This window comes from Achromobacter sp. 01N37, assembly GCF_056399725.1.
Window position 1 is genome coordinate 16,401 of record NZ_JBFTRX010000019.1, and the last position, 23,641, is coordinate 40,041.

Consider the following 23,641-nt stretch of genomic DNA (forward strand, 5'->3'; position numbering starts at 1 on the left):
TGACCAGGCTCTGGCGCTTAGCAAGTCCTAGCAAGCGGCGTGCCATCCAACGCTTTCCCGCAGGGCGGCGGGGCTTGGGCACGGCGCTTGCTGAAGGGTCGGGCAGCAAGACAAAGACCCGAAGCCCTTTAAGGAGAGTGCCATGCAAGACTCAATGCAACTACATGTGCCGCCCAAACCCGACCCGATTCCGCCCGGATCGCCGCCGGGTGATTTGCCGGTGGAACCGGATACGGATGAGCCGGAGGTGGACCTGCCGCCGCTGTCTCCCCCAATCAGGGAAATTGATCCGCCCAAGCGTTGATGCCAGTGATGCTGGATCTCGCCCTTGAATAAAACGAATCAACAAGATCGAAGTCCGTAAATTCGTATCACCAAGATCGAATCACTAAGATCGAATAACCAAGATCGAATCAAACAAGACGAGGAGTCATCATGTCGACCATCCTGCTGATCATTCTGATCCTGCTGCTTATCGGCGCCGTGCCCGCTTGGCCGCACAGCAAGGGCTGGGGCTATTACCCCAGCGGCTTGCTCGGCATCGTCGTGATCGTGCTGATCGTGATGCTGCTGATGGGGCGAATATAAGCGCCTGACGGTTGACTGACGGCGGCTTGCCACGCGGCAAGCCGGGTCAGACAACTTGGTTTACCGGGAATGGTCGCTCGCTGGACGGCGGGTGGCGGTACCGGGTAGCGAAGGGGCGGGACGAGGCGTAAGATTTCCCCGCCTTGATACCGACCTTCGCTCACCCCGTTACGCCAACATGACCATTCCCTTATTGATTTTGATCGACAGCGTGCATGACTATCTGCCCGCCATTGAAGCCCGCGGCTTTCAAGCCGTGTACGCTCCCACCGCCCAGGCTCGCGCGGACGCAATCGCGCAACATGCGGACGATATCCGCGTGGTGTTGACCCGCGGCGCCACAGGTTTTCGCGCCGACGAGATGGCGGCGCTGCCCAAGCTTGAACTGATCTGTTCGCTTGGCGTGGGCTACGAGAATATTGATCTGGCCGCCGCCGCCGCGCGCGGCATTATTGTCACCAACGGCCCCGGGGCCAATGCGGTGTCGGTGGCCGACCACGCCATGGCGTTGCTGCTGGGCGCTGCGCGCCATCTGCCCCAAGCCGACGCCTGGGTGCGTCAAGGCCACTGGAGCGGGTTCATGGGGCCGCAAGTCACCGGCAAACGGCTGGGCATTTTGGGCCTGGGCACCATCGGCCTGGAAATTGCCAAGCGCGGCGCCAATGGCTTTGGCATGAGCGTTGGCTATTACAACCGGCGCGCTCGCCCGGAATCCGGCTACACCTATTTCGATAACGCGCGCGATCTTGCTGCGGCGTCAGACTTCCTGGTGGTGGCGACGCCCGGCGGCGCGGGTACGCGTCATCTGGTGAATGCCGATGTGCTGGATGCGTTGGGCCCCCAGGGCTACTTGGTGAACATTGCGCGCGGCAGCGTCGTGGATACCGACGCATTGATCGCCGCGTTGGCCAACGGCCGCATTGCGGGCGCGGGGCTGGACGTGGTTGACGGCGAACCCACCATTCCCGATGCGCTCAAGGCGTTGACGAACGTGGTGCTGACGCCGCACAGCGCCGGCCGTTCGCCCGAAGCGGTCGAAGCCACCGTGACGTTGTTCCTGCAAAACGCCACGGCGCATTTCAGCGGCCAAGCCGTGCTGACGCCCGTGTTGGACGCGCACGCCGAAGCCGCCTGATCGCGGGCTTAGTGCGAGAACATGATCGGTACGGTCATGCTCTTAAGGATAGAGGCGGTGGCCCCGCCCATCGCCCATTCGCGGAACTTGCTGTGACCATAGGCGCCCATGACGATCAGGTCGGCGCTATGGTCGGCAGCAGCGTTCAGGATGGTGCTGCCCACGCCAACGCCCTTGATATCGCGGCGCACGTGGTCGGGCGCCGGCATGCCCTGGGCGACGCAGTAGGTGGCCAGGTCTTCGAACGGTACGGCTTCGCCTTTTGACGAGGCGCCGCCTTCGTCCATGGTCAGCACCACCAGACGCGACGCCAGACGTAACGCGGGCGCGGCGTCGGCCAGCGCGCGGGCGGCTTCACGGCTGCCGTCCCAGCACACCAGCACGCGCTCGCCCACGGCGGAAAAATTCCCGCTGGAAGGCAGCACCAGCACGGGGCGGCCCGCGGTCAACAACATCTGTTCGACAAATTCGGTTTCGTGCGCGGCTTCCACGTCGTCCGGGTTGAACTGGCTGACGATGACCAGGTCGCTCGTGCGGGCGTAGAGGGCCACGCTGGCGCTGGGGGAGGCCTCTCCGGCGCGCACCACAGCCGGCACATCGGCGGCGGCGGCCGCTTCCAGGAACGCGTTCTGAACCGCGCCCCGATTTTGCGCCTGGATTTCCTTCATCACGCTCAGCGTGCGCGACATCAGCACGGATTCGCCGTAGTAATACTGTGGCGGTGCGGCGCTGGCGTAGATGCCAACGAGCTCGGCCTTGTGGCGCTTGGCGAGTGACAGCGCCAATGCCGTGCGGCGGGTGCAATCGAATCCGTGGTCCAGATGGACGGAAATGCGGCGATACATGGCGGCCTCCTTATTAAGCGTTCCATATCTGCATGGTTGCGCTTTCCGTGAAGGCCGCTATTGATGCGTATCAAGCCGTCTTGATATTGCCGGGGCCGGGTCAAGAGATGGCCGGAGCCGGGTCAAGATATGGCCGGGGCCGGGTCAATATATCGCTGGGGCCGGCTGAAGGTCTGGCTATCGGGCCGGTTCCTTTTCGACGCGGTCCCGCAGTTGTCGAACCTGGCGCGCCTGCTGCGCGATGCGGTCCAGCGGCCCGGCCAGCGCCGGGTCGGCCGCCGCAATCGCGGGCGGCACCGCCAGTTGGCGCGGCGGCACATCCTGGGCGCCGTCCTGCGGATGCAGCGCATGCGCCAGCACCAGACCGTATTCGCGTAGCGCGTCCGCAGTCGGTGCTTGCGCGGGAAGCGCTGGCTGGATTTCCAGTACGGTGCCTGCCGCGGTGATCCGCCGCATGGCATTCAGCAAATTCACGGCCGTGTCCACGTTGCGGTCGCGGTGCACAGGGTTTTGCTGCAAGCGCTGCAACGAGGCCTCGGCATTGTCGGCAGATAGGCAGGCCAGGCGGCGCAAGCCGACGATGTCCGGCTCGCCTAGCGCATCCGGCTCGCCGCTTTTCTGCCGGATCAGCGCCAAGGCGTAGGCGGCGTGGCGTTCCAGTGCGCGGGTCAGGGCGCCTGCCAGTTGGCGGGGTTCTTTTTCCGGCCACACCAGAAAGCCCACCAGCAAGGCCAGGATGCCGCCCAGTACGCTGTTGAACGCGCGCAGCGCAGCCAGCATGGGTTCATAGATATCCGGCTGCTGAATATGGCTGACCAGCACGAACTGCGACGTCAGAAAGAATGTGAACAGCGCGTAGTGAATCGTGCGGGCGGCGAATGTGCCCAAGGCAATGGGCAGTACAGCCAGCGCAACCGACAACGGTGTGCTTAGCAACAGGCCCAGCAGCGACGCGCCAATGGCGCCGGCCACGCTGCCGATCACGCGTTCGACGGTGCGCTGCCAGGTGGTGGCGAAGTACGGTTGCAGGATGAACACCAGCGTCAACGACATCCAATAGCCATGGTTGACGGCGAACGTCTTGGACAAGGCCACGGCGATGGTCGCGCCGATGCCCACCCGCAACGCGTGGCGGAACGCGTCGGACTCGACGCCCAGGTTTTGGCGCAACGTGCGCCAGGCCTGGCGCGCGCGGCTGCTCACGGCGGGGCCTTGCGCGGGCGCGGCAGGGGCGTCGCCCTGGTCGAACAGGGCCTGCATCACGGATTGCGCGGTGTGCAGCAGGCGGTCCAGCACCGGCACCACGGTGGCCAGATCGGGCGCATACGCCATGGCGCCGCCGCGCAAGTCGTGCAGGCCCGCGCTGTAATGGGCCAGCCGTTCGCGCAGGCACTCGGCCTGCTTGGCGTCGCTGACGTCCGACGTGCTGGCGATGGCGTTGCAGACGCTGGCGTAGCGGTGCAGCGCATGGGACAGGTGCGCGCCGGCGCTGCGGCCCAGCCAGCGCGGCGCATTGGATTCCAGCAGGTCCGCCGCCGCAACCAGGGCGATGAAGCTGTCTTCGGCGCTGTCCAGTAAATACATCAGCTGGTGGGCGCGGGCGCGCCGCGACGGGCGGGTGTCTTGCACTTCGCGGATGCGAACGCGGGCGGCTTCCAAGGCCGCGCGCTGGGCGCTGCGTTGGGGCTTGGTGACGGCCGTCCAGGCTTGCGGCCCGGCGGCGGGCGTCAAGCCTGAATACATGCGCGCCAGCGCGTCGGCAAAATCGGCCAGGCCACGATAGCAATGCGCAACGGCATGGGTGGCGTCCTTCCAGGGGCGGCGGCGCCAGACCAGCGCCGTCATCAAAATGGCCCAGACGGCGCCGGCCAGGAAGAACAGCGTGTAGGACAGGCTTTCAGTGAGTGTCGGCGCGGGTAACTCGGCGGCGACGACGAAGCCGGCTGACAGCAGCGTGCCGACAATGGCGGCCGCCGGTCCCAGCACGCGCAGCAGCCCGCCAAACGTGCAGCAGATGAACGTCAGCGGCAACAGCAGCCATAAATGCCCGGCGCTGGCGCTGGCCAGAAAACAGAAGAGGGCGCCAATCAGCCCCAACGCCAGCATGGAGCCGGCACGTTGCCGCAGCGGGCCGCCGGGGTCGCCGAAGCAGGCCCAGAACGCCGCGATGGCGGTCCAGCCCAGGCGCGGCTCGTGCGCCAGCACGGCAAGAATGACAGGGGCCGCGCTGATGGCGGCGGCTTGCAGGGCGTCCAGCCACAGGACATTGCGCAGCGATGCGCGCCAACGGGAAAGCAGATTCGTCACGCTGATCTTGAAGCAGCAATTAGGCCCGAAGGCCGAAAGACGCAAACCCTACCATGTCGACAAGGCGTGCGCGTGGACGTCGGCATAACGTATGGTTACATCCATGTGACCTTACGACATCATTTGTGCAAAATTGGCTGGAACAATTGCGCAAAATGGCATAAAAAACACTAGCGGTTCAGCGCGCCGAATTTTTCGTCGGCGCGCTTGCGGTAAGCCCGAAGTGAATACTCATGTCCCAATGTGCCTCTATCTGCGCCCGGACAGCGCAGGCCATTTATCAGAGGCGCGCGAGGAGCGTAGACATGACGCCGAATCACGAGGCTTCCACGAGCTCGGTGGTCAGCGATGACGAAATCGCGGCCATGGTGGCAGGTAAAGAGGGATTGCGGGTGCTGTTGCAGCCGCAGATGGATTTGCTGACCGGCAAGATCGTGTCGGCGGAAGCACTGGCGCGATGGCAGCATCCCCGCTTGGGGCTGGTCATGCCTGCTGAATTCATCCCCGCCATCAATCGCATGGGCCTGGACCGGCATTTGTTCGAACGGGTTTGCCTGCGAGTCATCGACATGCTGTTGACGATGCGCCGCGCCGGCGTGGCGGTGCCGATTGCCGTCAATGCGCCCGCCACCACCTTGTCAGATGAAAACGCCGTGAATTTTTTGCTTGACCGCATACGCGCGGCCGAGCTGCCCGCGTCTTTGGTGCGTATCGAACTGACCGAAGACGAACCCATCAAAGAACTGGATGTGCTGCGCGCCTCGCTGTTGAAGCTGGAAGAGGCGGGCTGCGAGGTCAGCCTGGACGACTTTGGCACGGGCCACGCATCGCTCAAGCTGCTGTCGGCCATTCCGTTGTCTGAAGTGAAGATCGACCAATATTTCGTCACCCGCATGCGGCGCAGCGCCGTGGCGTTCGAAGTCTTGCGCTCGGCGGCCGAACTGGCTACCCGCATGGGCTGGCGCGTCGTCGCCGAAGGCGTGGAAAATGTGGCCGACGTGCCTGCCTTGCGCGCTGCGGGCTGCCGTTACGGCCAAGGCTATGCACTAGGCCGCCCGATGCCGCTGGACGCGTTGATGCTGCGCCTGCGCAGCCAACGCGACGGCGTCGAGCCCTTGTCAGCGCCGGCCAGTTACGCCTCGTCCTGGCTCGAGGCCTTTGACGGCAGCGAAGCCGAACCGGTCATTCCGAAGGGCGTCGTCACGCAATAAGGGCGTCTTTACACGCACTAAGGGCGTCGTCACGCAATAAGGGCGTCTTTACACGCACTAAGGGCGTCGTCACGCAATAAGGGCATCTTTATCCCTTGAAGGCGTCGTCACGCAATGAGGGCATCTTTATCCCATATGGGCGCTGCCACCCCATAAGGGCGCTGCCACCCCGTAATGGGCAGCGCTGGCGGGCGGGGCGGTAATTCTTACCGGCGCCGGCACGCCGCTCACCCCGAAGAAACGGGGCCGCTCAGAACCTGCATCCTTTTCCACCCCTAACCGGCGCTTGGGCACGTCAGTTGCTACCCCTGATAGCGCGGGAGTCCTTTCCGCCTACTAGGAGACTTGTAATGTCCAACCAGAATCAGCCGGACCAGCAAAAGCAGCCCCAAAAGCAACAGGCCCAGGAAAATCCCAAGGACCGCAACCAGCCGGGTCAGCAGCCCGGTCAAGCCGGCCAGACCGCCGACAAGGGTCAAGGGCAAGCGGGCCAAAATCCGGGCCAGCAAAACAAGACCCAACGCTAGCATCTTGATCGCGCCTTGAGTCCGCATACCGGCAGCGCGTATCCCGGCGGCCCCGTCCGTGCCAGCAAGCGCGGACGGGGCCGTTTGCATTGGGGACGGCTTAGCTGCCATCATCCTTTTTGGCCATTGAAACTTGCCGCGCGATCTCTGACGATGCGCTGTTGACCTTGCACCTGTCCACCCCAATCCATCCAGGAACTCTATGAGCACGAACGCCGTTGCGCCACGCCAGCGATCCGCCTTGGGCACCACGATGGGGGTGCTGCTTGTGCTGATAGCGCTGGCTGCCGTGCTGGCGTTCGCGGCAACCCGCATCGTCGAGCAGCGTATTGCGGGCATGCTCGGGCCGCGCGGCCAGGTCGCTGACATCCAGGTGGGATTTCGCCAAGTCGTGCTGACGGACGTCAACGTGCCCGGCTCGGCCAATCAGACTGCGGTGCGCGCAAAGCGCGTCGTGCTGGAGCCGGAGTGGTCCGCCTTTTTGCGGCATGAAACCGTGTTCAAGTCGGTGGTGGTGGAAGGGTTCGATTTTTCGGTGATACGTGGCGCGGACGGCGACATGCAGATTGCTCCCGCCTTGCAAACCGCGCTGCACTCGGGCGACGGCGGCGATGGTAAATCGCGGCGGCCCATGCCGATCCACATGGGCGAGCTCATCCTGCGCGACGGCCGCCTGGATTATCTGGACGCCGCGGTCGCCAAGCCCCCGCATCGCATCCCCTTTAAAAATGTACAGGCCCGATTGAGCCCCGTCGCGATCCCGGGCGATGGCACGCAAAGCGACTTTGAATTCAATGGGATCGTCGAAGACAACCGCAACGGCGAATCCACGGTCCATGCGCAGGGCTGGCTGGCCGTGGGCAGCACGGACGCCGATATGAAGGTGGCCGTGCGCAATATGGATATCCGCCATGCCGCGCCGTACTTGTCGGCAAACGGCGCCGGCACGCTGACGGGCGGCACCATGGATCTGGACATGACCACCAAGATCGCCAAACAAGAGTTGCGCGCCGCAGGCACGGTGGCCTTGCGCGGTTTGCAGTTCAGTGGTGATGGCTCGCTGTTTTCGTTGCCGCGCAAAGCGGTGTTGGCCGCCATGAAAGACAAGTCTGGCGTGCTGCGCTTCGAGTTCGCATTGCGCGGCAGCCTGGACAACCCCAAGTTCTCGGTGACGCGCGGCTTCGCGGCGCAAGTGGCGCGGGGCTTCGGGCGTGCGATCGGTATCGGCGCGGAAGGCGCGGCGGAAGGGGTGAGCGGCGCGGTCAAGGAATTGGGCGACGCCATATCAGACATGCTCAGCCCCTGAAGTGCGGCGCGAGCAGCAGGCGTGAGCAGCAGGCGCAAGCGGCAGATGCAAGCGATGCCGCGCGGGCCGCATGAGCAAATGAGGAATCGGCATTTCCCGGCGCTGGGGCGCAGACCTATCATCGGCAGCTTGTCTTATCCGAACTGCCGAGCCGTCTCATGCGCACCCCGTCCCAGCTGCCCCCGTCGTCATCGCGCCCCTTGCTGCAGATCAAGAACCTGACGGTAGACCTGCCGCCGGGCGCCGACCGCCAACATGCGTTGAAAGACGTATCCCTGACGATCAATTCCGGCGAAATCCTTTGCGTGGTGGGGGAAAGCGGATCGGGGAAATCGCTGACCGCGGGCGCCATTCTTGGCCTGCTGCCGCAGGACGTGCGCGCGAGCGCCGGCCAGATTTTGTGGCAGGGCGAACAAGATCTGCTGCGCCTGCCGGCTGAGGCCATGCGGCGTTTGCGCGGCCAGGGCATTGGCATGATCTTCCAAGAACCGATGACGGCGTTGAACCCGCTGCGCACCATTGGCGACCAGATTGCCGAGGTGTTTCGTACGCATACCCGCCTGGGCCGCGCCGACATCCGCGAGCGGACGCTGGCCCTGCTGGAGTCGGTGCGGCTGCCCGAACCGGCGCAGGCGCTGGAGGCGTACCCGCATGAATTGTCGGGCGGACAACGCCAACGCGCCATGATCGCGATGGCGCTGGCGCTGGAACCCGCATTGCTGATTGCGGACGAGCCCACCACCGCGCTCGACGTGACCACGCAGGCGCAGATTCTGCATTTGATCCACGACCTGCAACGCCGCAAAGGCACGGCGGTGCTGTTCATCACGCATGACTTTGGTGTCGTGGCCGAGATCGCTGACCGGGTGGCCGTGATGCAGCGCGGTGTGCTGGTGGAAAGCGGCACGGCCGAACAAGTGCTGGAGCACCCGCGCCACCCGTACACCTGTGCGCTGATCGCTGCCGTGCCGCCCTTGGAGCCGGCTGCGGCAAGAGCAGGCAGCTTCGACGATGCGCCGGTCATTCTCAGTACCGACGCGCTGTCCAAGACCTACCGCAAGCGCGGCTGGCTGGGCCGTGCGGGCCGAGTAACGCATGCGGTCGACGGCGTGTCCATCACGCTGCGCGAAGGCGGCACGTTAGGCATCGTGGGGGAAAGCGGGTCTGGAAAATCCACGCTGGCGCGGACCTTGCTCGGTCTGGTGCCGCCCGATGCGGGCGCCATCACGCTGGCGGGCAAACCGTTGGTGTTCAAGGGTGGAAGCGCCCATCGAGACCATGCACGGCGCGTGCAGATGGTGTTCCAGGACCCGTATGGGTCATTGAACCCGCGTCAGCGCGTGGGCGAAATCGTGGCGCAAGGCCCGATGGTGCACGGCACGCCACGGCGCGAAGCCATGGCGCGCGTCGCCGAATTATTTGAACTGGTGGGATTGTCGGCGGACGCCATCCGTCGTTACCCGCACGAATTCTCCGGGGGGCAACGGCAGCGAGTGGGCCTGGCGCGCGCGCTGGCGATGCAGCCGCGCGTGCTGATTGCGGACGAGCCCGTTTCGGCGCTGGACGTGTCGGTGCAAGCGCAGGTGCTGGCCTTGCTGGCGCGGCTGCGCGACCAGTTGGGCTTGTCCATCGTCTTCATCACGCACGACTTGCGCGTGGCCGCGCAGGTGTGCGACCACATCGCGGTCATGAAGAGCGGCCGCGTGGTGGAATCTGGCGCGTGCGCCGACGTATTCCGCCAGCCCGCCCACCCCTACACGCAAGCGTTGCTGGCGGCGGTGCCGGGCAAGAAGTGGAACCCGGCCGAAGTCACGCTGCGCCTGGCGGCCTGAGGCGGAGCTGCCAACTGCAAGCCGCAGACTCAAAGACGCAGACTCAAAGCCCAAGACTCAAAAGCCACAGACTCAAAGCCACAGACTCAAAGCCACCTCAATGCGCGCCCGGTGCTGCCGGCGCGCCATGCTTGCCCACGAGCGTCGCGCTGGCTTCATTCAGCCCGATGACGTCCACGGCCCGGCCGGCGCGGCGCAGTTTGGCCACAGTCTTCTCCAACGCGTCCACGGCCGAAATGTCCCAGAAGTGGGCGGCCGACAGATCAATCACCACCGTCTTGACCGGCTCGTGGAAATCGATGGCGGCCGCAAAGCGGCTGGCCGATGCAAAAAAGATCTGCCCCGCGTAGCGATACGTGCGCGTGGCGCCGTCTGCCGACAGGTGCGACGTGACGTTCAGCATGCGCTTCACCTTGCCGGCAAAGAACAAACCGCTCAGGACCACGCCTGTGAACACGCCCCGGGCAAGGTCGTGCGTCCAGAGCACCACCAGCACGGTCGCCAGCATCACCACCGACGACTGCCACGGATGCGAGCGCAGGTTGCGGAACGAGCGCCAGTTGAACGTGCCAATCGACACCATGATCATCACCGCCACCAGCGCCGGCATCGGAATGCGGGCCACAAGCGGCCCCAGCACCACAATCAGGAACAGCAGAAACGTGCCGGCGACCAAGGTGGACAAGCGGGTGCGTCCGCCCGAACGCACATTGATGACCGACTGCCCGATCATGGCGCAACCGCCCATGCCGCCCAGAAAGCCCGTGACGATATTGGCGATGCCCTGGCCCTTGCATTCACGGCGTTTGTCGCTGTGGGTATCGGTCATGTCATCGACGATTTGCGCCGTCATCATGGATTCCAGCAGGCCCACGGCGGCCATCGTCACCGAGTACGGCAAGATGATGCGCAGCGTGTCCAGCGTGAACGGCACGTCGGGAATCATGAACGAGGGCAGGGCCGACGGCAGTGCGCCCATGTCGCCCACCGTGTTGACGTCCAGCCCGCCATAGATCGACACCGCGGTCATGGCGATGATGGCCACCAGCGGCGACGGCACCGCCGTGGTGACGCGCGGCAGCAGGTAGATGATGGCCAGCGCGCCCGCAACCATGGCGTAGGCGACCCACGTCACGCCGGTCAGTTGGGGCAATTGCGCCATGAAGATCAAAATGGCCAGCGCGTTGACGAAGCCCGTCACGACGGAGCGCGACACGTATTGCATCAGCAAGTCCAGCCGCAAGAAACCGGCCGCGATCTGCACGACGCCCATCAGGACGGTGGCGGCGAACAGGTAGCCGATGCCGTGCTCGCGCACCAGCGGCGCAACCAGCACGGCGACCGCGGCCGTCGCCGCCGAGATCATGCCCGGGCGGCCGCCCGTGAAGGCGATGATCAACGCAATGGAAAACGAGGCGTACAGCCCGACGCTGGGGTCGACGCCAGCGATGATCGAAAAGCCGATGGCTTCAGGAATGAGGGCAAGCGCGACAAGAATGCCCGCCAGGATGTCGCCACGCGGATTGGACATCCAGCGGCTGCGAAGCTGCAAGAAAAAAGACATGTGTGGGCTCGGAATGCGTCCGAGATCGCTTGGAGTTGTCCGAGGGATAGGCGCCCGGCCGAGCCACCCGGCATGCCGGGTCCACGAGGACCGCGATGTCGGTCCGCCACCTCCGTTGCAGAGGCGGCGGGCGGAATTGTACACCCCGTCGTACGGGCGGGAGAGGGCCTTAGGCGGGGTGCTGGCGGGTCTTAGAAGCGGTAATTCGCGCTGAGCTCCACGCGCCGGCCTTCACCCACCAGCCATTGCGTCTGGTTGTAGTAAGCGGTTTCCGCGTACTGGCGGTCAAACACATTGAAGGCGCGCAGCGCCAGGCTCAGGTCGCGGCGGGGTTCCCATTGCAGCGCCAGGTTGGTGGTGGTGTAGCCCGCCATTTCCAAGCGGTTGGCCGCGTCCGCATAGCGCTTGCCCACGTAACGCACGCCCGCGCTGGCCGTCCATTGCGGCGCGAACTTCCAGCTGAGCCAGGCATTGGCCACGCGCTCCGGCACATCGGTCGGCACATTGCCATTGCGCGAGACCGACACGCCGCCCACCGATTCGTTGAAGTCGTCATAGCGGGCGCGCAGCGCCACGGCGTTCAAGTCCAAGCGCCAGGCCGGAGTCAGTTCCACACCCAGCGTGGCCTCCACCCCGCGCGACGATTGCTCACCGATCTGGATGCGCAGCGCCGGGTCGTTGGGGTCACGCGTGACCAGGTTGTTCTTCTTGATGTGATAGGCGGCCAAGGTCCATTGGCCCTTGTTGTCCCAGAAGGTCTGCTTGACGCCGATCTCCAACTGCTTGCCTTGCGAGAGCTCGTAGTTCTTATTGGCGGGCGACAGCAGCAGCAGGCTGCCGATGGGGTCGGCGGCCTGGGCGTATTGCGCGTAGACCGACACCGTGGGCAGCACGTCGTACACCGTCCCTACGCGCCAGCCCACGTTGCTGTAGGTGGTACGAAAGGCGGTTTCGTCGGCAACGAGATCGCGGCGCTTCAGGTCGATATGGTCATAGCGCAACCCGGCCAGCACCGACCAGCGCGAGTTCAGCATCAAGCGGTCTTCGGCAAAGAACGCGTACTGGCTGGCCGTGTTGCGGTACCGCGGCGTGGTGCCGGCGATGTTGATGAAGCGGCCATGGTCGACGTCATACGGGTCCACCAGCGACGTGCCGGAATAGGGCGAGTTGTTGGTGTGCTTGAGCGAGGCGCGGTTCAGTTCGAACCCCACCGCCACCTTGTTGGCCAGGCCGAACAGATGCCCGTCAAAGGCGGCGTCGGTGACGGTGCCCACCTGTTCCTGGTCGTGGCGGATTTCGGTGTAGCCACTGCGCTCAATCATGCCGCCCGGCACCCATGCGTAGTTTTCGGCGTCGCGGTAATCGCGCTTGCTGCCGATGGCGTAGATGCGGCTTCTGACAAGGGTCGCGGGGTTGGGCGACCATTCCGCCTTCAGCTCGGTGCGGCTGTCGCGATAGATGATCTTGCTGTCGGCGACGTTGTAATTGTGCTTGGCCAGCCCGTAATCCAGGGTGCCATCGGCCAGCGGGGTGCCGAAGTAGCGGGTGGGCTCCTGCCACGCGTAGGCCTGCGTCAGCGTGAAATTCAGCTCGGGCGACACGTCCAGGCGCACCGCGGCGGTGATGGCGGCGTCGCGTGAATCGCCCAGGCTGATGCCGGAATCGGTGTGGTTGCCGCTGACGTCCAGCCGGTATGACCACTTGTCGTCCAGCGCGCCGCCGCTGCCAAAGCCGAAGCGCTGGGTATCGTGCGTGCCCACGGCCGTCATGAATTCGTTTTCGATGGGGCCGCGCGTGGGCTTTTTTGGAATCACGTTCACGACGCCGCCGATGGCGCCTTCGCCATACAGCACGGAGGCGGGGCCGCGCAGCACTTCGATGCTGTCCACGGCCCAGGGGTCATACATGAACGTTTGGCCGACGCCGCCGTACTGGCGCACGCCGTCATACAACTGGGCGACCGAATTGGAATCCGTAAACCCGCGCGATGACAATGACGAGCCGCCGTTACCCGGGTGGCGCATGGCGGTGATGCCGGCGGCCTGGGTGATGGCGTCGGTGACGGTGGTGGCGCCGCGCGCACGCAACTGTTCGTTGCTGATGATCTCGATGCTGGCGGGCGTCTCGAATGGCGTCAGGCCCAACAAGGTGCCGGTGGCCGATGGCGCGAGCAAGGTCGGCGATGGCGTGTCGCCCGACACAGAAATGGCGGGCAGGGTGGCGACGGGCGCCGTTTGGGCATGCAGGACTGATGACGTGGAAAAAACAGAGGCGAGTGCCGTCCAGACGGCCACGCGCCGCTTCAGGACGCAATGCGCCCCGGCGGGATGAAAAGACATGAGTGCTCTCGGTAAGCGATGACAGGCCGCGCGCAGGCGGCAACGGAATTAGCGCAATACCGAGGGCAGGGGCGGGGCGCGCGCGCCCAGCGGCGCCCCAATGAGCGACACCTGGACAGGCGCGGGCGGCGCACGTGCCGCCAAGGGATGCGCCATGATGGCGGCCGCCGCTACCCGCAAAACGGGTGAAGACGGCAGGGCTATGGCGGTGAGCGCCATGCCCATGGGGCAGGTGGCGGCCTGTGCTGCGTGGCGCTCGTCAGGCGCGTTGTCTTGTTTGGACGGGCCTTGCACCCAGATCGGGCCGGCTGCCGAACATAGCTGGATCAGCGTGCCGCCTTGATGGGTGGCGGGCATGAAGCCCTGCGGCACAATCGCCTTTAACGCGAACAGCATCAACACCAGCCATAGGCCGGCGTTGCCGCGATGCAGGAAAGGAAAAGGGCTGCGCATGATCGGCGCCCATTCTAGAGCGTTTCGGCAGGCGCGTCGCCCCTTGCGCTAGACCGTGCGCGCGGCCCAGAACGCCGTGCGCACCGCGGGCGATGCGGCAATGCTGGCGGTGACGCGGTCCAGATCCAGCTCGTCAACCGAGGCCTCGCTGAGCGCGGCTTCAATCTCTACTTCGTTCTCGCCGAACTGATCGATCTTCAATTCCGACAGCGGCAGTTGCTCGGCTTCGAGCACGTCTTCCAGCATGGTCATCGCCGCCTGCCGGTGTTCGACGTTGGCAATCACATGAATCACGTTGGTGACTTCCGACGTCTGCGAATCCAGCGGCTGGCGGTTCACATAGCTGACCACGGGGCGCAGCAAGGTGTTGGCGGCCAGCACGAACGCGGTGGCGGCCACGGCTTCCAGCATCAAGGAAGCCCCGGCGCACGCGCCGATAGCGGCCGAGCCCCACAACGTTGCCGCGGTGTTCAGGCCGCGTATGCTGCCGCCTTCGCGCATGATGGCGCCCGCGCCCAGAAATCCCACGCCAGAGACCACGTAGGAAATCACGCGGGCGCCACCGTCATCGCCCGCCACCCGGAAGGCCAGGTCGACGAAGATGGCCGCGCCCACCGACACCAGCACATTGGTGCGCAGCCCGGCCGTGCGTTGACGGAACTGGCGTTCGAAGCCAACGATGGCCCCCAGCACGAAAGCGGTCGTCAGGCTGACCAAGGTATTGGCCAGCGTCAGGTATTGGATGTTGTCGAAGTTTTTCATTGTTGTGTCCTGCTTTGTTCAGGCCTCCTTAGTCGGGCGTTCTTAGTCGGGCGTTCTTAGTTCGGCCCTTCGTGGTTCAGCCCTTCTTAGTTCAGCCCTTCTTAGTTCGGCCCTTCGTGGTTCGGGCATTCCTACGGCAGCCGCCAGATCGATTCCATGACCAGCCCCAGCCCAATCAGCCAGATCAGCACCAGTGCAAGCACGCGCGCCAGCAGCAAGACCTTGTACGGGTCTTTCATGACAGTCTCCTTGCAGAATGTGGTGCTCAGGCCGGCAGCACGGCAATCGAAGCCCCGGCGTCGCTTTCCCACTGCACGCGGCGCACGTCGGGGCTTTGGCCCAGGCGCAGCGCAACGGCATTGAGCAGCTTGCGCAGGTGCGGCGGGCAGCGCAGGGTGACAACCGTTGAGGCCAATTGGTCGGATTCGCCGCGCGAGACGCGCACGGTCAGCACCGGAAGGTCCAGCGCTTGCAGCTCGAAGTACAACTGCTTGCGCAGTGCGGGCAGCACGGCGCTGAGGCTGACGATGGTGAATTGATAGACCGGCGTTGCGGCCGGCGCTTTGATGAATTGCTTGATGCGCATGTTCGTCTCCTTGAGGGGGGAGTACGGTGGAAGGTCCACAGGCATGCGCCGCCTGACCGGCAGAATGCGCGCGCAACAAGGCCCGCATATCGCGTCGGTAAGCTTTTGGGGGGAGAGGGGCAAAGAGCCCAAGTCCTGGCTGTTCGCAGGACTTAGCGGAAAGAGGGTTTCCGCGAATCCTGCGTCAAGCGGCGCTAGCAGTCGGTGTTCGACTACATCCGTCGTTGTCCACAGTGATCTCTAAGTGGTTGAAAGTGCCCGGAGTTTAACGCGCACCTAGGGTAAATACCAGGGAAAATTTCAGTGGTTTGTGAAGGGTCAGGCGGAGCTTCGTATCCGGCCCGCCTGACCTTTCTGCGCCTGACCCTTTCCGTTACTTCGGCTGCGGAGGCGGGCCGGCGTAGTACAGCGCCAGCGCTTCGATTTCGCTGTCGGTCAGGCGCTGCGAAAACGCACGCATGACGCCCACGTCGTCATTCTGGCGCGAGCCATTGCGAAAGGCGTTCATCTGGTCCGTGAAGTATTCCTTTGATTGCCCCGCCAGGCGCGGCAACAAGGGGCCTTCGCCCAGGCCACGCAGGCCGTGGCAGTTGGCGCATGCGGGTAGCGCACGGCTGCCATCGCCTTGCACGTCCAGCTTGCGGGCCGCTTCGCCGCCGAATTCGCCCACATGCATCGGCGGGCCGGCCAACGTGCCGTAATAGGCCGCGACCTGGCCAATTTCCTGTTCGGTGAGCCCGCGCGCGATGGTGTTCATCAAGGGTTGGACGCGCGTGCCGCTGCGGAAGTCGGCCAATTGCTTGGCCAGGTACTCGCTGCTTAAGCCCGCCAGATTCGGGAAGATGCCGCCGGTGGGCGTGATGCCCGCCGGGCCATGGCAGGCGATACAGGCTTGCACGCCAGCGCCGGGTTTGCCGTTGGCGGCCAGCTGCTTGCCCGCTTCCGGATCAGCGCCGCGCAGAAATCCTTCCCAGGCCGGGCGGGACGCGCTGAAGTCCAGCGCGCTGCGTCCCGGCACAGGCGTGGGCGGTTTGAGTGCCGCGGTGGCGGGAGCTGGCGCAGGGGAGGTGGCCGGTGCTGGCGCCGATGCTTGTGCGGGCGCTGATGACGATGCTGATGCTGATGCCGATGCTGGTGCCGGCGCTGAAGCCGAAGCTGATCCCGAAGCTGATCCCGAAGCAGGTGCCGATGCCGGAGCCTGTGCTGGCGCCGTCGCGGGCGTTGCGGCAGCCGTTACCGCGGCTGCGCGGATCAAGCCGTCGCCGCCTGTGCCGATCATCTGGTGGGCGGTGGCAATCAGCGTCACCGCAGGCGGCGCCATGATCAGCAGGACGGCGATGGTAATGCCTTTGCGATGTTCGATCATGATTACACCAGCCGCCCCGGCGAACGCAGGTAGTCCGCCTTGATTTTTTCGACGATCCAGTAGGCGGTGGCGCCCACGGTGCCTGTCGGGTTGTAGCCCGAGTTCTGCGGAAACAGCGCCGCGCCCGTCACGAACACGTTGGGCACGTCCCAGCTTTGCCCGTAGCGGTTGACGACGCTGGTCTCGGGGTTGTCGCCCATGGCCGCGCCGCCGGTCAGGTGAGTCGACTGATACGCGGTCGCCGAGAACGGTTTCTTGCGCGGCCCGGGTTCGGTGCGCGCAATGCCCTTCATGGCGCGCCCGATTTCATCGCCCTTGTCGGTCAGGAACGCCGACATGCGGATGTCGTTGTCCGGAAAGTCATAGGTGACGCGCAGCAGCGGCAGGCCCCATGCATCCTTGTAGGTCGGGTCCAGGCTCAAGTAGCCGCCGCGCCAGGGCTGGGCGGAGCCGGTGATGGTGATGGAGGCCGAGTGGTTGTAGTAACGCTTGACCGCCTTCTTCCAGTCGGCGCCCCAGGTGGGCGTGCCTTTGGGGGTGGGGTGATAACCAATCGGCGCGCCGCTCACGACCTGGATTTGCAGATAGCCGCCGCCCACGAACCCGTGCGGCCCGTGGTCGAAGTTGTCGGCGCTGAAATCGTCCATGGTGACGGCCACGGCGCCCGCGCCCATGAAGGGGTTGATGTTGACGGACTCATCAAAGAACAGGTTCACGCCGGACGTCGTCTGGTGCGTGTAGTTGYGGCCGACGACGCCGGTGTCCGTCACGGGGTCATAGGGCTTGCCGATGCCCGACAGCAGCAGCAAGCGCACGTTGTTGATACCAAAGGCGCAGAGCACCACGATCTCGGCGGGCTGAAAGACCTCTTCGCCTGCGGCATCCACATAGGTCACGCCACGCGCACGCTTCTTGTCCGGCGTGAGCTCCACGCGCAGCACATGCGCGCCGGTGCGTATTTCAAAGTTCTCCATCTTCATCGCTACCGGCAGGATGCACACCTGCGGCGAGGCCTTGGCGAAGTGCTCGCAGCCGAAGTTTGAACAGAAGCCGCAATACACACAGGCGCTCATGTGCAGGCCTTCGGTGTTCACGTAAGGCCGGGTACAGAGCGCTGACGGCTGCACATAGGGGTGATAACCCAGCTTCTTGGCGGCCTCGCCGAAGAGCGCGGGCGCGTAAGGCACTTTCATGGGCGGGTTGGGGTAGGGCCGCGAACGCCAGGGCTCGAACGGGTTGCCGCCTTCCTGCTTCTGGCCCTTGATGTTGCCCGCTTGGCCAGACGCGCCGATCAGGTAATCGTAGCGGTCGAAGTAGGGCTCAAGCTCGTCATAGGTCAACGGCCAGTCCTGACAGGTCAGTTCCTTGTCGAAGATCTTCGCACCGTAGCGTTCGGTGTAGTGGCTGCGAATGCGGAAGTCGGTAGGGTCGAAGCGGTAATACGCGCCCGACCAGTGATTGCCCGCGCCGCCCAGATGCGTGCCGGGATACGCGAATTGCCAACGGCGCATGGGCAGCGCCTTTTGGTCGGTGGAATTGCGAAACGTGAAGGTCTCGGTGGCGGCGTCCTGGTGCAGCTCGTGCCGGCGCGTGTACTTCAACTCATCGTGCACGTTCGGGCCTTGGAAGTCAGGGGACGGCCAACGCGCCTGCCCGCGTTCCAGCACCACCACGCGCTGCTTGGCCGCCGCCAGCTCCTTGCCGATGATGGACCCGGTCCACCCGCCGCCGATGATCGCCACGTCCACCGCGGGTAAGGTCTTAGCCATGTCCGTCTCCCGGCTTCATGTTGTGGCTGACGGCATTGGCGATGGACACCGGTTTGCCGGCCCAGATGACGCCATGCCGTTCGATGTCGTTTGAGAACGAGGCGAACGCGCCGGGAAATCCCACCAGCTTCCAGCCGACCATGTCGGCGTTGCCGCCATAGAGCGGGTCCGAGAAGAAGCCTTCGATGGTGGCGTCCAGCAAGGCCTGGAAAAAGATATCGGACGGCAGCGGCGAAAAATCCGGTTTGCCGGCCTGCAAGTCATGAAGCCAGGCGTCTTGCCTGGCTTCATCGAGTTCTGCAAAGGGTTTGCCGTCTTGCTTGCGCGTGGCGGCGTCCAGGGCGGCCAGCCCGCGCCGGATCATCTCGGCGGGCGTGAACGACAACTGATAGCCCTGTTCCGGCGTGCCTTTTTCAAACGGACCCTGCCGGTAAAACTGGCTGCCCGCGCCCCAGGCGCCGGCCAGTTGGCCATCCAGGAAGTTGGTGACGCCGGCCTCTTTCGCGCCCGGGCCCAAGTCGTCGGCGGGGATCAGCCGGGCAGCAATGGCGTCCATCGCCAGCGCTTCCTGGGCATTGAAGAATTTGTAGGTGCGGTTGGTGGGGGAGGCGGCTGGCGGGCTCGCGCCATGCCCTGTTGCGGGTGGGGACTCGCCTGGAGCGCCGCGTGCTGTCACGGCCCATGCGGCGCCGGGTACACCCACCGCCAGCGCTTTGAGAAGTCCGCGCCGTCCTGCCAAGGGCTGATCGGCCGGCGCAGGGCTGATCGGGGATTCATTGTCCGGGGCTTGCTCGTCCATGCATCACTCCAGCATCGGGGCAGGCACGAAACTTGCCCCTTGTCGAAAGAGATACCGCATCACTTCGCTAATCCGTCGGCGCTTAGTTTGTCACTATTTACGTCTGGGAGACAACAATGAAAAGCCACAAACTGCTACTGCTATCCACATTACTGGCGGTGTTGCCTTGGCACGCCGCCAGCGCGCAGTCGCGCGAGGCAACGCTGGTTGCGCAAGCCGCACCGCCCACCATGCCAATGCCTACCGCAGACGAAAAGACTGCGCCCGCGAACGCCATTGGCAAGCCCGTCCCCGGCGCGCGGATGGATGACGGGAAGAAAATGCCATCGACGGAAGAATCGGATGCGCAGAACAAGGCCGGTTCCAGCCCCAGGCAGGATGACCCGGGCGCAGACACCCGCAGCCAGGGGCAGGGCAAACCGGGCGACAAACGCAGTGTGCCCGACGCAGGCAAGGCGCCCATGCCGGATGGAAAATCGACCACGCCTGGCGGTAAAACGGGCGCCCCGGATAACGCCGGCATGCCGGGTTCGGGCGCATCGTCGGGGTCAGGGGGTTCTGCCGATCCGCGCTAGGGTGGGGTTGCGCCGCCCGTGCAAGGAATTCGGATTCAGGTAATATTCAGCATCCTGTAAGAACGAGAGCACGGCGGTAATTTCGCGTGACGGCTGCCCCTGGCAGGCCTGCGATTGCCGCCCACTATGACCGAAGACCCTCCTCCTAGCAGGGCGCCCAGGCGCCCGACCACCTTCCGCTTTGCATACGCCGCCGGCTCCGCCCGGCGCGCCGATCCGGCCCGCGTCGTCGCAGCCACGCCTCAATTAGCGTGCCGCGCACCGCCGCAAGCGCCACCGGGCATCCTCGCCCGCATCTCCCCGCTTGACCTCATACTCACCTTTCAGCAAGGCGGAGCCGCTGTGTGTGCGCGCCCCGAACCTGCGACTACTGCGGACTAACGATGATTTTCGACTGGATGAACGACCCCACCGCCTGGCTTGGCCTGGCGACGCTGGTCATTCTTGAAATTGTTCTGGGCATCGACAACCTGGTGTTCATCGCCATCCTGGCCGACAAGCTGCCGCCTGAACAGCGCAATCGCGCACGCCTGATCGGCCTGACGCTGGCGCTGGTGATGCGTCTGGGCCTGCTGGCCAGTATTGCGTGGGTGGTGACGCTGACCGCGCCGCTGTTCACCGTGTGGGGCGCGGAAATTTCCGGACGAGATCTGATCCTGATCCTGGGCGGCTTGTTCCTGCTGTTCAAGGGCACGATGGAACTGCACGAACGCGTGGAAGGCAGCGCCAGCCACGACGCTGGCCAAAAGCCGCAGCACGCCGTGTTCTGGCAGGTGATCTTGCAGATCGTGGTGCTGGACGCCGTGTTCTCGCTGGACTCCGTCATCACCGCGGTCGGCATGGTGCAAGACCTGAGCATCATGATGATTGCGGTCGTGGTGGCGATGGCCGTCATGATGGTGGCGAGCCGTCCGCTGATGGCGTTTGTGGGCCGCCACCCGACTGTGGTGATCTTGTGCCTGGGCTTGTTGCTGATGATCGGTTTCAGCCTGGTTGCCGAGGGCCTGGGCTTCCACGTGCCCAAGGGCTATCTGTATGCGGCCATTGGCTTCTCGATCTTGATCGAGCTGTGCAACCAGCTAGCCCGTCGTAATCGCGCCAAAGGCACGCACGCGCTGGGACGCCGCCAGCGCACGGCGCGGGCCGTGTTGCGCCTGTTGCACGCGGGGCGCGCCGGCCAGGCGGGCCAGCAAGCCGACGAGGTGGTCGCGCTGGTGGACAGCGCGGGCGACGAACCTGCGTTTGCGCCCGAGGAAAGCTCCATGATCGAACGCGTGCTGTCCGTCGGCACGCACGACGTGCGCTCCATCATGGTGCCGCGCGGGGACATGGTCTGGTTGGATGTGGCCGATACGCCTGACGTCATCGTGCGCAAATTCTCCAGCGGCCATTCGCGCTTGCCGCTCTGCGCGGGAGACGTGTCGAACGTGCTGGGCATATTGCATTTCAAGGACTTGCTGCCGCTCTTGCAGAACCCCGGCCCGATTGACCTGGTGGAAATGGCTCGCGAACCGCGCTATGTGCTGGAGACGACGCCGGTGCTAAGGGTGCTGGAAGAACTGCGCGCTTCCCGCGACCACATGCTGATTGTGGTGGACGAGCATGGCGTCTGCGAAGGCCTGGTCACGCCGATGGACGTGCTGACCGCGGTGGCGGGCGAACTGCCCGAACACAGCGAAGACCAGCCCGAAGCCTTGCAGTTGTCTGACGGTTCCTGGTTGCTGGAAGGGCGTTTGTCGGTAGGTGAGGCCGCGCGGCTGTTGAATACCCCGGCGCTGGCCGAAGACTATCCAGAGGACGCCACGCTGGCCGGTTGCCTGCTGCGTGCCGTGGGCCGCATTCCCGAGGCGGGTGACACCATCGCCCTGCGGGACTGGGGCTTTGAAGTCACGCGCCGCGATGGCTTGCGCATTGACCAGGTGCATGCGCGTTCGGTGTCGCAGGAAAATGCCCCCATGCGCTGATTATTTTCTTCTATAACGCCCACAGCGGAGCCACCTCAATAGGTGCCTCCGCTGTTTTTTTGCAACGTCAAAATGGGCAATCGGGCCGTTTTCTATAGCGGATCGGGCGGGAATATCCGCCTTGACTCATCCCTTGGGGAAAGCAACACTCTGTGCGAATATTGCTTCAGATTTAACTCTTCTCATTTTCTTTATTAACAATTAAAAGAAGATTCCTAGTTCGACGGCGTGTCTTTGCATTTTGTTATCTCTGGTTTGGAGAGCATCGCATGGGCAGTACGAGGTCTCAGGCAAGGGAGTTAGGCAGAAGAGGAACTGGGTTGTGCTGGGTGATGACCTTGCGCAGCTTGCTGGCGGCCGCGGCGCTGGCCACGCTGGCGGCGTGCGCCAGCAAACCCGCGCCCATCCAGGATGAAGCGTTGCGCAGCGCGGCCAAAGAGGCATACCTGTATGCCTACCCGATGCTCTACAACTACAAGACGATGTCCGTGCAGGCCATCCAGCCCGGCGGCAAGGAGTACGTAGGCGTTTTCGGAAAATTCCGTCATTACTCCCAGCCGTACACGCCGGAAAATCGGGAGATTGTCACCCCCAACAACGACACGCCGTACTCCTGGGCCTGGCTCGATCTGCGCGCGCAGCCTTGGGTGTTGAGCCTGCCCGCCACGCCGAAAGACCGCTACAACGTCTTCCAGATGGTGGATATGTACACCTACAACTTCGCCTATGCGGGGGTGCGCGCGACCGGTTTTGGTGCAGGCAATTACCTGATCGCCGGGCCGCATTGGAAGGGGGATACGCCCAAAGGTATTACGAAGGTGCTGCGTTCGGAGACGGATTTCGTCGCCATCCTGGGCCGCACCAGCCTGAACGGCCCGTCCGACGAGAAGGCCGTGCAGGCCTTGCAAGCCAAGTACCAACTGCGCCCGCTGAATGTCTTTGCGCACCAACCCGCGCCGCCCGCTGCACCTGATGTGGACTGGCTGCCTTGGGACGAACAGCGCGCGACATCGGTCGACTTCATTGCCTATCTGAATCAGTTGCTGGCGTTCACGCAGCCGCAACCCGCTTCCGAGCAGGACATGATGCGGCGCTTTGCCCAGATCGGCATCGCACCGGGCAAACCGTTTGATGCGTCCAAGCTGGACCCGGTCACGCGCCAGGCGATCGAGGAGGGTGTTGCAGACGGCAAGGCCGCCTTGCTGCAGGCGGAAAAACAGACGCGGTCGTCCATCGGCTTGTTTGGATCGCGCGAGACGCTGGCGGGTGACTACACCAAGCGGGCGGTGGCCGCGGCGATGGGCATCTATGGCAATTCGTCGGAAGAGGCCGTCTATCTGGGATACGAAGAAGACGCGCAAGGGCAACCGCTGGACGGTTCCAAGTCGTACGTGATCCGGTTCGAACCGGGCCAATTGCCGCCCGTGCAGTTCTTTTGGTCCATGACGATGTACGACTTGCCGGGCCGCCATCTGGTGGCGAACCCGATCAATCGCTACGCGATTGGTGACCGTACGCGCGGTTTGAAACGCGGCAAGGATGGTTCCTTGACGCTGTATGTGCAGCACGCCAACCCCGACAAGGACAAGGAATCAAATTGGCTTCCCGCGCCGGAAGGCCGATTCAATATCGTGGCCCGCTTTTACGGCCCGAAACCCGCTGTCCTGGATGGCACATGGAAATTGCCCAAGGCCGAGCTGGCGCCTTGATGCG

Annotated in this window: 21 protein-coding genes and 1 other annotated feature; of the genes, 11 read left to right on the forward strand and 10 right to left on the reverse strand. The window is 64.3% G+C overall.

The features are described 5' to 3' along the window. Positions 1–142 precede the first annotated feature (142 nt). From AC1DSJ_RS26920 to AC1DSJ_RS26930, 3 genes are all read left to right on the forward strand, one after another. Positions 143–304: a hypothetical protein gene (locus AC1DSJ_RS26920; RefSeq protein ID WP_175168948.1), complete on the forward strand. Its 162-nt coding sequence runs from the start codon at positions 143–145 to the stop codon at positions 302–304. Positions 305–435: 131 nt separating this feature from the next. Beyond that, positions 436–588, forward strand: coding sequence for a DUF3309 domain-containing protein (locus AC1DSJ_RS26925; protein WP_006222114.1), 153 nt, complete (start codon positions 436–438; stop codon positions 586–588). 178 nt (positions 589–766) lie between these two features. Next, the gene (locus AC1DSJ_RS26930; RefSeq protein WP_441372156.1) at positions 767–1,723 is read left to right on the forward strand and encodes a 2-hydroxyacid dehydrogenase; all 957 of its coding nucleotides are present in this window, start codon (positions 767–769) and stop codon (positions 1,721–1,723) included. Positions 1,724–1,731: 8 nt separating this feature from the next. Here the strand turns inward: AC1DSJ_RS26930 and AC1DSJ_RS26935 are convergent, their stop codons facing one another. Next, positions 1,732–2,568, reverse strand: a complete 837-nt coding sequence (locus AC1DSJ_RS26935) for a universal stress protein (protein WP_441372157.1) — start codon at positions 2,566–2,568, stop codon at positions 1,732–1,734. A gap of 177 nt (positions 2,569–2,745) precedes the next feature. Beyond that, a complete protein-coding gene (locus AC1DSJ_RS26940) occupies positions 2,746–4,875 on the reverse strand; it encodes an FUSC family protein (RefSeq protein ID WP_476760419.1) in 2,130 nt (709 codons plus the stop codon). Positions 4,876–5,180: 305 nt separating this feature from the next. Between AC1DSJ_RS26940 and AC1DSJ_RS26945 the strand changes: the two genes are divergently transcribed. The 4 genes from AC1DSJ_RS26945 to AC1DSJ_RS26960 all read left to right on the forward strand — a co-directional run bounded on the left by AC1DSJ_RS26945 (position 5,181) and on the right by AC1DSJ_RS26960 (position 9,751). Beyond that, entirely contained in the window at positions 5,181–6,086 is a 906-nt protein-coding gene (locus AC1DSJ_RS26945; protein WP_054422148.1) for an EAL domain-containing protein, read from the forward strand. Positions 6,087–6,436: 350 nt separating this feature from the next. Then, a complete protein-coding gene (locus tag AC1DSJ_RS26950) occupies positions 6,437–6,613 on the forward strand; it encodes a hypothetical protein (RefSeq protein WP_175168944.1) in 177 nt (58 codons plus the stop codon). Between the two features lie 202 nt (positions 6,614–6,815). Then, a complete protein-coding gene (locus tag AC1DSJ_RS26955; protein WP_441372159.1) occupies positions 6,816–7,919 on the forward strand; it encodes a DUF748 domain-containing protein in 1,104 nt (367 codons plus the stop codon). A 158-nt stretch (positions 7,920–8,077) separates the two neighbouring features. Beyond that, the gene (locus AC1DSJ_RS26960) at positions 8,078–9,751 is read left to right on the forward strand and encodes an ABC transporter ATP-binding protein (RefSeq protein WP_441372160.1); all 1,674 of its coding nucleotides are present in this window, start codon (positions 8,078–8,080) and stop codon (positions 9,749–9,751) included. 97 nt (positions 9,752–9,848) lie between these two features. Here the strand turns inward: AC1DSJ_RS26960 and AC1DSJ_RS26965 are convergent, their stop codons facing one another. The 6 genes from AC1DSJ_RS26965 to AC1DSJ_RS26990 form a co-directional block, all read right to left on the reverse strand. Continuing rightward, a complete protein-coding gene (locus AC1DSJ_RS26965) occupies positions 9,849–11,315 on the reverse strand; it encodes a SulP family inorganic anion transporter (protein WP_054422151.1) in 1,467 nt (488 codons plus the stop codon). A 33-nt stretch (positions 11,316–11,348) separates the two neighbouring features. Beyond that, positions 11,349–11,401: a sequence feature (sul1 is cis-regulatory element that is thought to sense ions involved in sulfur or methionine metabolism; They are found in Alphaproteobacteria), on the reverse strand. A gap of 105 nt (positions 11,402–11,506) precedes the next feature. After that, positions 11,507–13,654, reverse strand: coding sequence for a TonB-dependent receptor (locus AC1DSJ_RS26970; RefSeq protein WP_441372161.1), 2,148 nt, complete (start codon positions 13,652–13,654; stop codon positions 11,507–11,509). Between the two features lie 48 nt (positions 13,655–13,702). Further along, positions 13,703–14,107, reverse strand: a complete 405-nt coding sequence (locus AC1DSJ_RS26975; RefSeq protein WP_342065443.1) for a DUF2946 family protein — start codon at positions 14,105–14,107, stop codon at positions 13,703–13,705. Positions 14,108–14,155: 48 nt separating this feature from the next. Continuing rightward, complete coding sequence (locus AC1DSJ_RS26980) at positions 14,156–14,869, reverse strand: MgtC/SapB family protein (RefSeq protein ID WP_441372162.1); 714 nt, start codon at positions 14,867–14,869, stop codon at positions 14,156–14,158. A 265-nt stretch (positions 14,870–15,134) separates the two neighbouring features. Then, entirely contained in the window at positions 15,135–15,455 is a 321-nt protein-coding gene (locus AC1DSJ_RS26985) for a hypothetical protein (protein WP_054422154.1), read from the reverse strand. 373 nt (positions 15,456–15,828) lie between these two features. After that, complete coding sequence (locus tag AC1DSJ_RS26990; protein WP_245636281.1) at positions 15,829–16,473, reverse strand: c-type cytochrome; 645 nt, start codon at positions 16,471–16,473, stop codon at positions 15,829–15,831. A 56-nt stretch (positions 16,474–16,529) separates the two neighbouring features. On the opposite strand from AC1DSJ_RS26990, the gene AC1DSJ_RS26995 reads away from it, so the two are divergent. Beyond that, complete coding sequence (locus AC1DSJ_RS26995) at positions 16,530–16,778, forward strand: hypothetical protein (protein ID WP_441372163.1); 249 nt, start codon at positions 16,530–16,532, stop codon at positions 16,776–16,778. A 45-nt stretch (positions 16,779–16,823) separates the two neighbouring features. Here the strand turns inward: AC1DSJ_RS26995 and AC1DSJ_RS27000 are convergent, their stop codons facing one another. Further along, on the reverse strand, positions 16,824–18,590 hold the full coding sequence (locus tag AC1DSJ_RS27000) for a GMC family oxidoreductase (RefSeq protein ID WP_476760420.1): 1,767 nt from the start codon (positions 18,588–18,590) through the stop codon (positions 16,824–16,826). Further along, positions 18,583–19,389: a gluconate 2-dehydrogenase subunit 3 family protein gene (locus tag AC1DSJ_RS27005; RefSeq protein ID WP_441372164.1), complete on the reverse strand. Its 807-nt coding sequence runs from the start codon at positions 19,387–19,389 to the stop codon at positions 18,583–18,585. The genes AC1DSJ_RS27000 and AC1DSJ_RS27005 overlap by 8 nt, the downstream gene beginning before the upstream one ends. A 116-nt stretch (positions 19,390–19,505) precedes the next feature. Here AC1DSJ_RS27005 and AC1DSJ_RS27010 point away from each other — a divergent pair, with 116 nt between their 5' ends. The 3 genes from AC1DSJ_RS27010 (at position 19,506) to AC1DSJ_RS27020 (ending at position 23,637) form a co-directional block, all read left to right on the forward strand. Next, positions 19,506–19,964, forward strand: a complete 459-nt coding sequence (locus AC1DSJ_RS27010; protein ID WP_054422158.1) for a hypothetical protein — start codon at positions 19,506–19,508, stop codon at positions 19,962–19,964. 383 nt (positions 19,965–20,347) lie between these two features. Further along, a complete protein-coding gene (locus AC1DSJ_RS27015) occupies positions 20,348–21,928 on the forward strand; it encodes a TerC family protein (RefSeq protein ID WP_175168935.1) in 1,581 nt (526 codons plus the stop codon). A gap of 332 nt (positions 21,929–22,260) precedes the next feature. After that, positions 22,261–23,637: a DUF1254 domain-containing protein gene (locus AC1DSJ_RS27020; RefSeq protein WP_441372165.1), complete on the forward strand. Its 1,377-nt coding sequence runs from the start codon at positions 22,261–22,263 to the stop codon at positions 23,635–23,637. Positions 23,638–23,641: the final 4 nt, after the last annotated feature.

What these genes read in the sequence shown, in the direction of transcription:
- AC1DSJ_RS26920 (WP_175168948.1), top strand. Translation starts at nt 143, where the DNA reads ATGCAAGACTCAATGCAACTACATGTGCCGCCCAAACCCGACCCGATT.
- AC1DSJ_RS26925 (WP_006222114.1), top strand. Translation starts at nt 436, where the DNA reads ATGTCGACCATCCTGCTGATCATTCTGATCCTGCTGCTTATCGGCGCC.
- AC1DSJ_RS26930 (WP_441372156.1), top strand. Translation starts at nt 767, where the DNA reads ATGACCATTCCCTTATTGATTTTGATCGACAGCGTGCATGACTATCTG.
- AC1DSJ_RS26935 (WP_441372157.1), bottom strand. Translation starts at nt 2,568, where the DNA reads ATGTATCGCCGCATTTCCGTCCATCTGGACCACGGATTCGATTGCACC.
- AC1DSJ_RS26945 (WP_054422148.1), top strand. Translation starts at nt 5,181, where the DNA reads ATGACGCCGAATCACGAGGCTTCCACGAGCTCGGTGGTCAGCGATGAC.
- AC1DSJ_RS26950 (WP_175168944.1), top strand. Translation starts at nt 6,437, where the DNA reads ATGTCCAACCAGAATCAGCCGGACCAGCAAAAGCAGCCCCAAAAGCAA.
- AC1DSJ_RS26955 (WP_441372159.1), top strand. Translation starts at nt 6,816, where the DNA reads ATGAGCACGAACGCCGTTGCGCCACGCCAGCGATCCGCCTTGGGCACC.
- AC1DSJ_RS26960 (WP_441372160.1), top strand. Translation starts at nt 8,078, where the DNA reads ATGCGCACCCCGTCCCAGCTGCCCCCGTCGTCATCGCGCCCCTTGCTG.
- AC1DSJ_RS26965 (WP_054422151.1), bottom strand. Translation starts at nt 11,315, where the DNA reads ATGTCTTTTTTCTTGCAGCTTCGCAGCCGCTGGATGTCCAATCCGCGT.
- AC1DSJ_RS26970 (WP_441372161.1), bottom strand. Translation starts at nt 13,654, where the DNA reads ATGTCTTTTCATCCCGCCGGGGCGCATTGCGTCCTGAAGCGGCGCGTG.
- AC1DSJ_RS26975 (WP_342065443.1), bottom strand. Translation starts at nt 14,107, where the DNA reads ATGCGCAGCCCTTTTCCTTTCCTGCATCGCGGCAACGCCGGCCTATGG.
- AC1DSJ_RS26980 (WP_441372162.1), bottom strand. Translation starts at nt 14,869, where the DNA reads ATGAAAAACTTCGACAACATCCAATACCTGACGCTGGCCAATACCTTG.
- AC1DSJ_RS26985 (WP_054422154.1), bottom strand. Translation starts at nt 15,455, where the DNA reads ATGCGCATCAAGCAATTCATCAAAGCGCCGGCCGCAACGCCGGTCTAT.
- AC1DSJ_RS27005 (WP_441372164.1), bottom strand. Translation starts at nt 19,389, where the DNA reads ATGGACGAGCAAGCCCCGGACAATGAATCCCCGATCAGCCCTGCGCCG.
- AC1DSJ_RS27010 (WP_054422158.1), top strand. Translation starts at nt 19,506, where the DNA reads ATGAAAAGCCACAAACTGCTACTGCTATCCACATTACTGGCGGTGTTG.
- AC1DSJ_RS27015 (WP_175168935.1), top strand. Translation starts at nt 20,348, where the DNA reads ATGATTTTCGACTGGATGAACGACCCCACCGCCTGGCTTGGCCTGGCG.
- AC1DSJ_RS27020 (WP_441372165.1), top strand. Translation starts at nt 22,261, where the DNA reads ATGACCTTGCGCAGCTTGCTGGCGGCCGCGGCGCTGGCCACGCTGGCG.